At 41.4% G+C, this 12,596-nt stretch carries 13 protein-coding genes; 5 read left to right on the top strand and 8 right to left on the bottom strand.

Going from position 1 to position 12,596, the window contains the following annotated elements; translation table 11 throughout:
• Positions 1-74: 74 nt before the first annotated feature.
• From ACQ93I_RS08760 to ACQ93I_RS08725, 8 genes are all read right to left on the bottom strand, one after another.
• On the bottom strand, positions 75-1,271 hold the full coding sequence (locus ACQ93I_RS08760; protein WP_431698161.1) for a hypothetical protein: 1,197 nt from the start codon (positions 1,269-1,271) through the stop codon (positions 75-77).
• 172 nt (positions 1,272-1,443) lie between these two features.
• Positions 1,444-2,508 (bottom strand): mechanosensitive ion channel family protein, encoded by a 1,065-nt coding sequence (locus ACQ93I_RS08755; protein ID WP_431698160.1) that lies wholly within the window; start codon positions 2,506-2,508, stop codon positions 1,444-1,446.
• Between the two features lie 192 nt (positions 2,509-2,700).
• The gene (locus ACQ93I_RS08750) at positions 2,701-3,381 is read right to left on the bottom strand and encodes a DUF2490 domain-containing protein (protein ID WP_431698159.1); all 681 of its coding nucleotides are present in this window, start codon (positions 3,379-3,381) and stop codon (positions 2,701-2,703) included.
• A gap of 3 nt (positions 3,382-3,384) precedes the next feature.
• Positions 3,385-4,110 carry a TVP38/TMEM64 family protein gene (locus ACQ93I_RS08745; protein ID WP_431698158.1) on the bottom strand — a complete coding sequence of 242 codons (726 nt, stop codon included), beginning with the start codon at positions 4,108-4,110 and terminating at the stop codon, positions 3,385-3,387.
• A gap of 70 nt (positions 4,111-4,180) precedes the next feature.
• Positions 4,181-5,035, bottom strand: a complete 855-nt coding sequence (locus tag ACQ93I_RS08740; RefSeq protein WP_431698157.1) for an SdiA-regulated domain-containing protein — start codon at positions 5,033-5,035, stop codon at positions 4,181-4,183.
• 8 nt (positions 5,036-5,043) lie between these two features.
• Positions 5,044-5,490 carry a PepSY-like domain-containing protein gene (locus ACQ93I_RS08735; RefSeq protein WP_431698156.1) on the bottom strand — a complete coding sequence of 149 codons (447 nt, stop codon included), beginning with the start codon at positions 5,488-5,490 and terminating at the stop codon, positions 5,044-5,046.
• 52 nt (positions 5,491-5,542) lie between these two features.
• Positions 5,543-6,802 carry a sensor histidine kinase gene (locus ACQ93I_RS08730; RefSeq protein WP_431698155.1) on the bottom strand — a complete coding sequence of 420 codons (1,260 nt, stop codon included), beginning with the start codon at positions 6,800-6,802 and terminating at the stop codon, positions 5,543-5,545.
• Entirely contained in the window at positions 6,799-7,476 is a 678-nt protein-coding gene (locus tag ACQ93I_RS08725; protein ID WP_431698154.1) for a response regulator transcription factor, read from the bottom strand. The genes ACQ93I_RS08730 and ACQ93I_RS08725 overlap by 4 nt, the downstream gene beginning before the upstream one ends.
• Before the next feature lie 112 nt (positions 7,477-7,588).
• On the opposite strand from ACQ93I_RS08725, the gene ACQ93I_RS08720 reads away from it, so the two are divergent.
• From ACQ93I_RS08720 to ACQ93I_RS08700, 5 genes are all read left to right on the top strand, one after another.
• A complete protein-coding gene (locus ACQ93I_RS08720; RefSeq protein WP_431698153.1) occupies positions 7,589-8,020 on the top strand; it encodes a PepSY-like domain-containing protein in 432 nt (143 codons plus the stop codon).
• Positions 8,021-8,309: 289 nt separating this feature from the next.
• Positions 8,310-8,963 (top strand): fructose-6-phosphate aldolase, encoded by a 654-nt coding sequence (gene fsa / locus ACQ93I_RS08715; protein ID WP_431698152.1) that lies wholly within the window; start codon positions 8,310-8,312, stop codon positions 8,961-8,963.
• Between the two features lie 6 nt (positions 8,964-8,969).
• The gene (locus tag ACQ93I_RS08710) at positions 8,970-9,812 is read left to right on the top strand and encodes a transketolase (RefSeq protein WP_431698151.1); all 843 of its coding nucleotides are present in this window, start codon (positions 8,970-8,972) and stop codon (positions 9,810-9,812) included.
• Positions 9,813-9,921: 109 nt separating this feature from the next.
• Positions 9,922-10,875 (top strand): transketolase family protein, encoded by a 954-nt coding sequence (locus tag ACQ93I_RS08705; protein WP_431698150.1) that lies wholly within the window; start codon positions 9,922-9,924, stop codon positions 10,873-10,875.
• A gap of 19 nt (positions 10,876-10,894) precedes the next feature.
• Positions 10,895-12,595 (top strand): glycoside hydrolase family 43 protein, encoded by a 1,701-nt coding sequence (locus ACQ93I_RS08700; protein WP_431698149.1) that lies wholly within the window; start codon positions 10,895-10,897, stop codon positions 12,593-12,595.
• The last annotated feature ends 1 nt before the right edge of the window (position 12,596 follow it).

Below are 12,596 nucleotides of genomic sequence, written 5' to 3'. Positions count from 1 at the left end.
AAAAATGGCATTTTGGATCTGAATTTTTCTGAACCAGACCAAGGTATTTCTGAAGTAAATATTTTATCTCTTCCTTAGCTCCTCGCACTTTCGGAAGTTCTCCCAACAAAACGCCTTTTCCAGATGAAGTATCTCAAAATGATGTAAACTGGTGCGGCAATGAACCCCAGGGCAATTCCGAAGATAAAAAACAGCAAAGTGAGAAACTTGATCCAGAGTTTGGTGAAAAAAGATTTGCTTTTTGGAATATACCTCCTGTATGGGGAGAATAAATAAACATTTGCGAGCACTGCGCTTACCACAAAACCGATAATGGGAATAAATCCCAGGAGAAAGGAAAGTCCCGTGAGTTTATAGAAACTTTTATCCTGGTATTTGATGTATTCTGCCGGAGTTGGAGAATCGAACAGGGTGGAACCACAGCTCTCGCATTCCTGAAAAAGTTTGATGCTGTTCAATTTGTTGCCACAATCTGGGCATTTGCGATGGGAAGCAAGGTGGAGCCGATGTTTTTCAAGGTTGGAGACCAGGTCCTCTTTTCGCTGACCAAAAATACCAATTTTGTGCACCTTAGGCTGCGGCGTTTTGCAGTTGTAGCACTTTACAGCAAAAGGCAGGTTCATTTCTCCGCAATTAGGACAGGGGTGTTTTTGTTTTTCCAGTTTGCGTTCGGTTCTTTTCTTCACAAAAATGAACAGCACTATGGCTGCCACATAAATTACGACCATGACCAGGCCGAGCCAGATAAGCAGTAAAAATCCGAAGAGCACCAGGCTGTCTTCCAGCCAGCTGCTTATGCGGCTTAGATAGAAATTGTCATCTTCATCAATATCTTCCAAAAATGTGATAAAATCGCGCCTTAATCCGGCAAGCCAGTAAACTGAAAGACTTCCGAAAAGTAAAAGAATCCACAGGGGATCAAATGCGGCCCACTGCACTTCTTCAAGCACTTCTACAGAAGATTCGTCCAGTAAATTAAGGTTAATGATAAAAAAGATGAGGGGTTTAAGGTAAGTTTCAGCATCTTTTATAAAATTTCTTATTTCGGTGCTTTTATCTCCTACGATCTCAAGCAGACTTAATCCTCCCAAAGTAAATAGAACCCAATCTTTGGTGATATAGGCATCTTGTGCAGGCGCTACGATATCGCCCATGCCGGGAAAGTATTCGGGATATCTTAGAAAAAGCGCAGCAAGAAATGCCGGGAGGAAAGTCCTCATGGAGAACAACGGGATCATTCCCAGAATGCTGACGATTTGAACAAAGGTCATAAAGACAGGTTTAGAAGAGAAAAGATAAAGAAAATTTTGTGCAGGAGAAGGGAAGGAGAAAAACGGAAGGTAATTTAGTCGGCAAAGCGGTTTTCTTTGGGGTCTGAATGTGCTTTAAACGCTTTCATAACTAAGGTGTCAAAAATGCCATCTTTGAAAGGTATTTTCCCGGTTATCTTTTAGTATTTGGAAAAATCACTTTCTCCGGATGCTGTTTTAACTCCTTCATGATATGTGTGAACAACAAGGATTTAGTGGGGCCCGAATGCTTTGGCTGCACCAGGAACCTCACGGTCACTTCGATCCATGTATTGGTATGGGCATTAAAGATTACTGAAGGTCTCTCTTTGATTTCCAGTTCCTGGATCATAGAATCTGCAAGGATTTTTTTCAGTCTCTTCACCCGTCTCATCATTGCTTCTCCTATTTCATTTTCGGCAATATTGGTCACTATGCGAGATATAAAGTCGAAATCACTATCGTAGGAAACATAAAATTTAACCTCATTCCATATAAACGGGAATAGTGGCCAGGAGTAATTGACCACGTATTCGCTAAAAATTTTGGAATTAGCATATTTAATTATCCTTCCGCTGGGGTGATCGCCAGAGAGATAATCGCCTCTAAATTCCCACAGGGTTGTGTCAAAATAACCCACATTCATCACATCGCCATACACATTGCCAATTTTTATCCTGTCACCAACTTCATAAGGTTTCCGCAGAAGAAGGTAAACCCAGCCAAACAGGCTTGTTAACGGATTTTGTAAAGCCAAACCCAGAATCAATGATACAACTCCAAAAGAGACTAAGGTAGCGTACCAATTGGAAAAGACCAGCGAGATGATCACCAGAGTGATAAGCGCAAAGCTTATAAAATTGATAAGGCTTTTAAAATTGTAGGCGCTAGCCCTGTCATCTACTTTTCTGTTTACTATTTTTCGGAGAAGACTATTCAGGAATAATACAGCAGTGACCAGAATGGTACCTAAGATCAATTTTTTCACCAAAGGAAAATACTTCTCAGAAATTGGCAGGTAACCTGCTTCGAGCAGGAAGTTAAGCAGTCCTGCTACAACGACTATCAGGATGGTGTACCCAATTAGGAGGAAGATTTCCTTCCGCTGACCCGGAGTTTTTTTTGTTGGCTTATCAGTTTCAGAAAGGGCTTTTTGCACCTTCTCATCTTCAAGAATTTCTTCTATCTCTTTTTCTTCGGTTTCTTTGTCTACCTTCATTTCCGGATCTTTTTACTGCGGAATCAAAAAGGTACAGGATCAATACGTTCCCTGAATAAATATGACCGCTATACTAATGTAAGCATAGCTGTTAAAGTGAAGAAATGATCGTGAAAGTTTAGTATTTCTATAGGATTTCGTTTTTATAAAAGAACGAAGCAGAATAACTTAGGTATACTTAATCGCCGGAAATTAAAGTGACAGCGATAATCCTGTGGCAATAAAGAATTCGTGGGCCAGGTTTCTTGCATAATCTTCCATTCTGTATTCCAGGGTAAGGCCAAGATCCAGATTGTTGAAGGAGCTGTTTTCAATCCCGATGGAGAACCGCTGTTCTGCTTCAGGTTTTTCATGAACAGTAATTGCATAAATAGCTTCTGTAGCGGTTTCAAAAGAGAAAATATTATTCAGGGCTCGTGAAAATTCCATTTTATAACGTGCCCTGTGGGTCACTTCTTCCCTAAACCGCTGCTCCAGCCGAAACCGGTGAGATAAGGCTGAATTAAGAGGCTTTAGCTCCAGTTGTTCAATAATTCGGAATTCATTTGTTTCATCAGCATCAAAGAGTTCTTTAAAGCGGTACCTCAGGCCAAGGCTTAGAACAGTAGCTTCCTGAAGCTTGTAGTTATTGAAATAATTCAGTTCTACATGCTGGTGAGCATAGCCTGATGTCTTTTTCCCATCGGCCCGCTCCTGAAGCAACCCGCGGTTTCCGAAGCCCACTTCCATAGACCATCTCTCCTGTACAGGAATAGACACTTCAAATTCATTTTCATACAACCAGGATTGAGGATCTTGCGCATACATCAGGTTTAAACCTGAAAAAAAGAAAAGAACAAGAGCGATTATTCTGCTTCCACTTAGTGTTTTCATGGCTTAGGCGTGAGATTTATTTGTGGAATTTCTTTTTCTTTTGTCCCAGTAAACATACAAACCAAACAGGATTAAACTGATAATTGAACCATATAATAATCCCGATTTTAGAGCATCGGTACTTTTACCAATAATGGCAATAAAAAGGGTGAGTGGTGCAATCCCTACCATAGTGGCCCCAATGAATTTCCAGTATCCCATTTTGAGAATACCTGCTACAAAGCTAATGGCATCATTGGAAAGAAATGGATTGAGACGGGTTACGATCACTGCCCAAAACCCGTAATCATCAATGAAGTCCCTTATCTTTTTTTCATTTTTGTGCCCAATGAGTTTTTCCACGATCACAGGACCAAAGTACCTTCCAATAAAATAACCTACCGACGAGGCCGAAAATACCGAAACAAGTATAATCGCGCTTCCCCAAATAGGGCCGTAAGCTAAAACGGAAACTACCATCAAAGCAATAGTGGGAATCACCAGGAGAAACATTTGCGCGATCATCGTTAAGACCAAAACCACCGGGCCAAACCAGCGAAAATTCCCCACCCAGGCCTTTATCCTCTCATTATCGTCGCTGGTAAGCACATTCCAGGCTTCAGAAAGCCAGGACTGCACGCCCGGAATAAAAAAATAAGCAAGAACAAAAGATATTACGATAGCAGCCGAAATGTAAAGCGGTAATTTACTCTGCTTTACCGATGAAGTTTTAATTGATTGGTTTTCCATAGTGTTGGGGAGGCTTATTTCATTAAAGACTCTGGTCGTCCTGTTTTACAGGAAGGTTACCATTAGTCTCTTATTTATTTTTGTGGTTAAGGGAAACTTGAAGAATATTGGCAGGAGCATCTTCCGCTTCATTTGAGATATAAAGATCTCCGTCGGGGCTAAATGTCAGCCCTTCAGGATTGCCGAAATCCCGTGGCTGGAACAAGAACAGTTTTTTTGGAGTACCGTCTTTTTCGGTGATGAGAAGCTTGGGCCTGGTGCCGTCAAGAATGTAATATTCGCCCGTTTTGGGGTGTAGCCCAATCTCCCCGGGAGAGAATTTTTCCTTCAGCTTTGTCTTTACCGTTTTAAAAACAGGATCTGAAAGCCGAAGCATAAACAATGGATCTTTACCTGAATCTTTTTTGTGCAGGTCGAACACGTAAACGCCTTTTTGTTCATCAAAGTCTTTACCTTCTTTTACGGCCAGTAGAAGACGATTATTTTCGGGATCGGCACACAAACCTTCCAGGTTAATTTTGCTGAAGTTATTGACTTCGGTCACATGCTTCTGCACCTGTGGATTTTTTCCTGTAAAACCATTGACCTCAAAAAGCACCCCGTCACTTCGCAGTACATAAGCATCGTCTTTGATCACGGCTATACCCTCATAATCTCCCCCATTGCCAAAAGAGGTTTGACCTTCTATTTCTGAAGTTTTAAGATTGTAAATGAAGATAATACCATCTTCATCCTGCACACAGGCTACACGGTTATTTCCAATCCATGCTATGCCGGAAATTTCATTAAGAACTTCGGGCAGATCCCACTTTTGAAGTATCGTGTAATTTTCTTCACTGTATTCTCCAGAAGGTTTTTCTTTAAAAGAGAAATAACCAACGCCCGCAACGGTCAGTACCAGTATTCCAAAAATGATCTTTTTCATGACTTTTTTTATTTCCAGTAATTCAGGTTAGTATCTATCTTACCCGCAGCGTTGAGCACAATCTCTTCATCTATAAAAAACCTGCTCACTTCTACCTGGTAGTGAATTTCTTCGCCAATTCTTACCCGTTCGGGATCTTCTATTTTCTTCTGTCCGTAGGTTTCCCTTAGAGTTCGTTGCACCGCAGCGGGAAGGTCATTCCATTCAATCTCTCTTTTCTCTTTGATAATATTGCCCGAGGTATTAACCACCGCTGAACCATCCTCTTCATTTATTTCAAATTCTACCTCATAATTTTCATCCATCTGGATAAACTTTGCATCTGCAGCATCAGGGTACTGGGTCCAGAAAGCATTGCGGACTACTGACGGTACTTTCGCATACGGATAGTCGTCGTTGTCGCATGACAGCAAAAAAATGCTCAACAGCAGTAAGAAGAGACTTCTTAGATTCACTTTTATTCTTTTGATCTAATTTGAGGAAGGAAACTGGAAAGAATTGGGAACTTTAAAGAAATATGGTAAAAATGTGGTTTTGAGAGACGTAGTTATAGGTAAGGTCCATGTTCATTTTTTCGACTATAGCTTTCGAAATTGCCAGGCCGAGTCCGGTGGAATCTTCTTTTTCCCCTCCTTTAAACCTGCTGAAGATCTTGCTCTTTTCGAGAGGAGCGCTACCCGGATTTATAAATTGTATTCCTTTTGAAGAGATCTTTACTTCAACTGCAGTTCCGGAAGGGGTGTGAAAAATGGCATTTTTGAGGAGGTTTGAAACCAGGATTCCAGCCAGGTCCTTATTTCCGGTGTGTTCAATATGGGCTTCTTCAGTTAACGTTATTTTCACCTGCTGGTGTTCGGCAAAATCTTCAAATTCTGTTATAATTTGTTTTACCAGGTCATTCCAGCCGATGTTTTCTTTGGCTTCAAACTGTCTGTTTTCAATCCGTGAAAGTAATAATAGTGACCTGTTGAGGCGGGTAAGCCTTTCGAGGCTGTGCAGCACGGTTCCCAGTTCTTCCATTTGTGCAGGAGGCAGATTGGCGTTTTCAGCCATTAATTCGAGCTTATTGATGCTTATAGCCAGTGGCGTCTGCAACTCATGGGATGCATTTTCAATAAATTCTTTCTGACTCTTGTAACTTTCTACAGATTTTTTCAGAAGGCGATCTACTCTTTCATTGAGTAACTTGAATTCTTCAATTTTAGTTGCTTCAAATTTGATCTTGCTGTCTTTTTCTATGCTGAATTTTTCAAGTTGGTGGAGCAGCTTGTAAAATGGTTTCCAGGCTTTCTTCTGAAGTACATTATTCAGCACAAGAGTTGTGAGGATCAAGCCCAGATAGAGCCAGATCAAAGAAAAAAACAGCTCTTTCCGAAGGTCATCTTCTTCGACCATCGAAGTGACCACCTTTATTTTGTAGTATTGACCGTTCTGCTGAAAAACACTTTCTAAAAGCCGGACAGGTTCATATTCATCTTCATTTTCCATGAACATGAGCGTGTCGCGATAAGCATCAGTAAAATTGCGGCTGTGTTGAGGTGTGGTTGGAGCGATGATATAATTTCCATCTTCAAAAGCATTTTTTGAAAGAATCGAAGGATCTTCTTTAGCCTGCCTTATCACCAGCATCTTTTGATTGTCAAGGCCATCGTCCATGCTATCATAGATCTCATCGAGTATCTCGAAATAAAAGATCAGGGCCCATAGCCCCAGCAAAAAAACAAGGATTACGGCAAAGTAAGTGGTGGTGTAGTTGAGCAGTTTCATGGAACCAGGAGCTTATAACCTATTCCGTAGACTGCTTTAATCTCAAGTCCGGCATTTCTATCACATAACTTTTTGCGCAGATTCTTGATCTGGGAATAGATAAAATCAAAATTATCTGTCTGGTCAATATAGTCGCCCCACACGTGCTCGGCCAGAGCCGATTTGCTTACCAGGCGGTTTTGGTTGGTGCAAAGATAGAACAGCACGTCAAATTCTTTTCTGTTTAATTCCAGACCTTCTCCATCAACGCTCACCTGGTGGTTATTGATGTTTATGGTGACGTTGGCAACTTCCAGTAAATTGTTTCCTTCCAGTTTTCGCCGTCGCAGTACAGCTTTGACCCGGGCATTGAGTTCGGCCATGTGAAAGGGTTTGGGCAGGTAATCGTCTGCACCCAGTTCCAGACCGGTCACTTTATCATCTATAGAATCTTTAGCCGAAACAATAATGACCGAATCACTATAACCTTTTTCTTTCAGGGTTTTCAGGATTTCAAGGCCGTTACCATCGGGCAGACCAATATCGAGCAGAATACAATCATAATCGTAAACTCCTATTTTAGACATGGCTTCCTTATAAGTAGCTACAGGCTCTACGAGAAAATTCTCCTTCTCAAGAGTGGCCTGCATATTCTGCCTCATATCTTTTTCGTCTTCAATAATCAGGATCTTCATAGTTTCAAAAGTAGCCATGAAATTGGGAAAGATTTAGGATTGCGACAATTGGTCTTTCCTAATTTCTTCCAGATTTAGGTGCTTGTTTTGTGTCAAATTAAAAAAACAAGTTATGAAAAAAGTAGTTGTATCAGCGTTTTGCGCGCTATTCTCAATTGGAATGTATGCCCAGTCAAATACAGGAAACCTGCCCAGTACAGCACAAGACTATGTCAATCAGCATTTTTCCTCAGTTTCTGTGGAAAAAGTAGATGAAAACAGTAACTGGCAAATATGGGAAGATGACAAGTATGAAGTAGTGCTTTCCAACGGCCTAAAACTGGATTTTGATGAAAACGGAAATATTGTTGAAATCGACAGTGCAAATGGAGAGGCCATTCCAGCTTCTGTGCTGCCTGCTAAGATTGCAACTTATTTAAGTGCTAATCATGCAAATGCCCAGGTAGTAGGTTGGGAAAAAGATGACAATGAGCAGGAAATCGAACTTTCTGACGGTACAGAAGTAGAATTTGATGCCGAAGGAAATTTTAGAAAGTTAGATTAATAAGCAGAACTTAGAAAAGTTTACCAAGGCTGCCCTTTCCGGGCAGCCTTTTTTTGTCCCTGTTTTTCTGAAGCAACCGATATGTTTGGCAAAAGTGCCGTGCAGAACTATAATAATCCGTTTTGGAGGATCTTTCTTTTCCAGAAATAGAAGTCAGACTTACAAATTCTCCCATGAATCTTTTCCTAAAGAGATCATAAATGTCATTAAAATTTTTTATATTGCCTTATAGTAAAAATGACAACAAGTAGGTTGATCACAGATTTTGAATTTTTAAGAAAGCTTAGATATGAAATTTTTTATTGACACTGCCAACCTTGATCAGATAAGGGAGGCACAGGAACTGGGAGTTCTGGATGGAGTAACCACAAATCCTTCTTTAATGGCTAAAGAGGGCATAAGAGGAAGGGATAATATTCTGAAGCACTATGTAGATATTTGCGAGATCGTAGATGGTGATGTTTCTGCGGAAGTAATAGCCACCACCTTTGACGAAATTGTAAAGGAAGGAGAAGAACTGGCAGAATTGCATTCCCAAATCGTGGTGAAAGTTCCTATGATTAAAGAGGGCATTAAGGCAATCAAATATTTTTCAGATAAAGGAATACGTACTAACTGCACGTTAGTTTTTTCAGCAGGGCAGGCTTTACTGGCTGCAAAAGCAGGAGCCACTTATGTATCGCCGTTCCTGGGAAGGCTTGATGATATTTCTACCGATGGACTGCAGTTGATTGCAGAAATTCGTCAGATCTATGACAACTATGGATTTGAAACACAAATCCTGGCTGCTTCCATAAGACATACCATGCATGTAGTTAATTGCGCTAAAATTGGGGCAGATGTAATGACAGGCCCTCTTTCTTCAATAGACGGACTTTTAAAACACCCTCTTACCGATAGCGGACTGGCTAAGTTCCTGGAGGATGCAAAATCTTTTAATTAAACGGTTATGGATATAAAACAACTGGAAAACTTTGCGACACAGGTACGTCGCGATATTTTACGTCAGGTACATAAAGTTGATTCTGGTCATCCCGGAGGATCATTGGGATGTACAGAATTTTTTACTGCACTTTATCAGGAAGTGATGCAACACAATCCTGAATTTAATATGGATGGAACTGGAGAGGATCTTTTCTTTCTTTCTAACGGGCATATTTCCCCGGTTTTCTATAGCGTACTTGCCAGAAGCGGATACTTTCCTGTAGAAGAATTGAATACCTTCAGGCTTATCAATTCCAGGCTGCAAGGCCATCCTACAACTCATGAAGGTTTACCGGGAATTAGAGTTGCGTCTGGATCATTGGGACAGGGAATGTCTGTAGCCATTGGTGCTGCGCAGGCAAAAAAGCTAAATAAAGATTCTCATTTAGTGTTTACGCTTCACGGAGATGGAGAACTGCAGGAAGGGCAGAACTGGGAAGCCATTATGTATGCTGCAGGCAATAAAGTGGATAATTTAATTTCTACAATAGACCTTAACGGGCAACAGATAGACGGAAGTACAGATAATGTTCTGCCTATGGGAAATCTAAGGGCAAAGTTTGAGGCTTTTGGATGGGATGTACTTGAAATCGAAAACGGGAATGATCTAAAGCAGGTGATCAACGGTCTAAATGAGGCTAAAGCCCGCACAGGAAAGGGTAAACCTGTTTGTATCCTGATGCATTCTGAAATGGGACACGGTGTAGACTTCATGATGCATACACATGCCTGGCACGGCAAAGCGCCAAATGATGAGCAACTGGAGAAAGCACTTGCTCAAAATCCGGAAACTTTAGGAGATTACTAGCCCCACCCAACCTCCCCAATGGGAGGAGCTTACTTGAACAAAAAATGAAAATTATTATTAATTAAATACACGCCCATCTCCCCTCCTTTGGAGGGGTCGGGGAAGGCTTATGAAAAAATATACAGATACAGGAAAAAAAGATACCCGCTCCGGATTTGGAGATGGGCTTACTGAACTGGGACGTAAAAATCCAAATGTAGTTGCTCTTTGTGCAGATTTAGTAGGATCTTTAAAAATGCAGGATTTCATTGACGAAAACCCTGAACGTTTCTTCCAGGTGGGAATTGCAGAGGCCAATATGATTGGTATGGCTGCCGGACTAACCATTGGAGGTAAGATCCCGTTTGCAGGAACCTTTGCAAATTTTGCCACGGGAAGAGTTTATGACCAGATAAGACAAAGTGTTGCCTATTCAGATAAAAATGTCAAAATCTGCGCCTCGCATTCAGGGGTTACCCTTGGGGAAGATGGAGCTACTCACCAGATCCTGGAAGATATCGGGCTTATGAAGATGCTTCCGGGAATGACGGTGATCAATACCTGCGACTACAATCAAACCAAAGCAGCAACTCTTGCTATTGCAGAGCACCAGGGCCCTGTGTATTTACGCTTCGGAAGGCCAAAAGTGGCTAATTTCACACCGGCCGATGAAGAGTTTCAGATAGGAAAAGCAGTCCATTTACTGGAAGGGAACGATGTAACCATTATTGCCACAGGCCATTTGGTTTGGGAAGCAATTCAGGCTGCAGAACAACTTGCAGAAAAAGGCATAAGTGCTGAGGTGATAAATATTCACACCATAAAACCTCTTGATGAAGAAGCCGTGCTTGCCTCGGTGAAAAAAACAGGATGTGTAGTGACTGCCGAAGAACACAACTACCTAGGCGGTCTGGGTGAGAGCATTGCCCGTACTTTGGTGAAAAATCATCCTGCACCTCAGGAATTTGTGGCTACTAATGACACTTTTGGAGAAAGTGGAACTCCTGAACAGCTTTTGGAGAAATACGGGTTAAATGCTGAAGCCATTGTAAAAGCTTCTGAGAAGGTAATTAGTAGAAAATAAAAAAATAACGCTGTACTACATGAAAAATATTCTTCGACTAAGGTGTCAAAAATGGCTTTTTGCAGGCCTCTTTATTTTGGGTTCATTTTTTATGGCGGGCGCCCAGGAGACATTTCAGAATCCAATTCTGGCAGGCTGGTATCCCGATCCTGCAATTACCGATGATGGTAACGGAAATTTCTACATGGTGCATTCCACCTTCGCCTTTTACCCGGGAATCCCTGTTTTTCACAGTACAGATCTGGTAAACTGGACACAGATAGGAAATGTAATTGACCGGCCAGATCAAATTGAGCTGGAAGGCTTTGGAACTTCCCGCGCTATTTTTGCACCCGATATTAGTTATGATCACGGGTTATTCTATGTCACCTGTACCGTTGTAGACGGGAAAGGTAATTTTGTGGTTACGGCTAAAGATCCTGCAGGTCCCTGGAGTGATCCCGTGTGGCTACCTGAAGTGCTGGGGATCGATCCCGGACTCTTCTTTGACGAGGAAAAATCTTATATAGTTTATAATAGTGATCCGCCAAATAATGAGCCCTTATACGATGGTCACCGCACCATCCGCATGATGGAATTTGATAAAGAAAACCTGAAGACGGTTGGAGAAAACCGAATTTTGGTGAACGGCGGAGTCGATATCTCTACCAAACCGGTTTGGGCTGAAGGTCCCAGGATCTACAAATTGAATGGCTATTATTATTTGATGACTGCCGAAGGAGGTACTGCGGTAAACCATTCAGAAATGATCTACAGGAACAGGAATATTGACGATGAATTTATTCCTTATGAAGAAAATCCTATCCTTACGCAGCGACATTTGGATCCAGACAGGCCAAATCCAATAACTTCAGCGGGACATGCAGATATTGTGCAGCACCCTAATGGTGACTGGTATGGAGTTTTTCTTGCAGTTCGCCCTTATGAAGGTGATCATTACAACACCGGAAGAGAGACTTTTATGACCCCTGTAAAATGGGAAAATGACTGGCCAATTTTTGACCTGGGTGGTGAGGAGATCAAATATGAATATCCACTTCCTGAAGGCGTAACTTTAAACAAAGATCTTTTTCCGCTGAACGGCAATTTTGAGTTTAAGAAAGATTTTAATGAAAAGGAACTTGCACTTCACTGGTTATTTCTTCGGAATCCTAAAGAAGAATGGTACGACTTAAATGAGCGGAGTGGTTACCTGGTAATGAAGACGAGGCCCGAAACGGTTTCGGGCACTTCTAATCCGAGTTTTATATCCCACCGTCAGCAACATTTGACGGGTGAGGCGGCAATATCATTGGAATTTGAAACTAAAAAACCCAACGAGAAAGCCGGGTTAATAGCATTTCAGAATGAGTCCCACTTTTACTTTATAGCTAAATCTTATGAGGGAAACTCTCCTGTAGTGCAGCTTTATAGGGGTAATGAGGGCGGAGAAGAATTACTTGCGAGCAAGAAACTTCCTTCTTCAGCTAAAGAGATCGATTTTAAAGTTGAATTTGATGAAGATCAATATAAATTCTTTTACAAAACCGGGTCGGATTGGGTTAATCTTGGCGGCGAACTGGACGGAAAATATTTGAGCACCAGAGTGGCAGGCGGATTTGTAGGTGCTAATCTTGGAATGTACACCACTTCCAATGGAGAAGCATCTCAAAATAAGGCAGCTTTCGACTGGTTTGAGTATTCAGGAAATGATGGAGTTTATCACAAGAAGCAGGACTAAA

This window comes from Salinimicrobium sp. WS361, assembly GCF_050750585.1.
In the GTDB taxonomy this organism is placed as follows: Bacteria; Bacteroidota; Bacteroidia; order Flavobacteriales; family Flavobacteriaceae; genus Salinimicrobium.
This window is presented reverse-complemented; position numbering and strand designations above follow the sequence as displayed.

Excerpts from the sequence above, each read along its gene's own strand:
- ACQ93I_RS08760 (WP_431698161.1), bottom strand. The coding sequence starts at position 1,271 with ATGACCTTTGTTCAAATCGTCAGCATTCTGGGAATGATCCCGTTGTTC.
- ACQ93I_RS08755 (WP_431698160.1), bottom strand. The coding sequence starts at position 2,508 with ATGAAGGTAGACAAAGAAACCGAAGAAAAAGAGATAGAAGAAATTCTT.
- ACQ93I_RS08750 (WP_431698159.1), bottom strand. The coding sequence starts at position 3,381 with ATGAAAACACTAAGTGGAAGCAGAATAATCGCTCTTGTTCTTTTCTTT.
- ACQ93I_RS08745 (WP_431698158.1), bottom strand. The coding sequence starts at position 4,110 with ATGGAAAACCAATCAATTAAAACTTCATCGGTAAAGCAGAGTAAATTA.
- ACQ93I_RS08740 (WP_431698157.1), bottom strand. The coding sequence starts at position 5,035 with ATGAAAAAGATCATTTTTGGAATACTGGTACTGACCGTTGCGGGCGTT.
- ACQ93I_RS08730 (WP_431698155.1), bottom strand. The coding sequence starts at position 6,802 with ATGAAACTGCTCAACTACACCACCACTTACTTTGCCGTAATCCTTGTT.
- ACQ93I_RS08725 (WP_431698154.1), bottom strand. The coding sequence starts at position 7,476 with ATGAAGATCCTGATTATTGAAGACGAAAAAGATATGAGGCAGAATATG.
- ACQ93I_RS08720 (WP_431698153.1), top strand. The coding sequence starts at position 7,589 with ATGAAAAAAGTAGTTGTATCAGCGTTTTGCGCGCTATTCTCAATTGGA.
- fsa (WP_431698152.1), top strand. The coding sequence starts at position 8,310 with ATGAAATTTTTTATTGACACTGCCAACCTTGATCAGATAAGGGAGGCA.
- ACQ93I_RS08710 (WP_431698151.1), top strand. The coding sequence starts at position 8,970 with ATGGATATAAAACAACTGGAAAACTTTGCGACACAGGTACGTCGCGAT.
- ACQ93I_RS08705 (WP_431698150.1), top strand. The coding sequence starts at position 9,922 with ATGAAAAAATATACAGATACAGGAAAAAAAGATACCCGCTCCGGATTT.
- ACQ93I_RS08700 (WP_431698149.1), top strand. The coding sequence starts at position 10,895 with ATGAAAAATATTCTTCGACTAAGGTGTCAAAAATGGCTTTTTGCAGGC.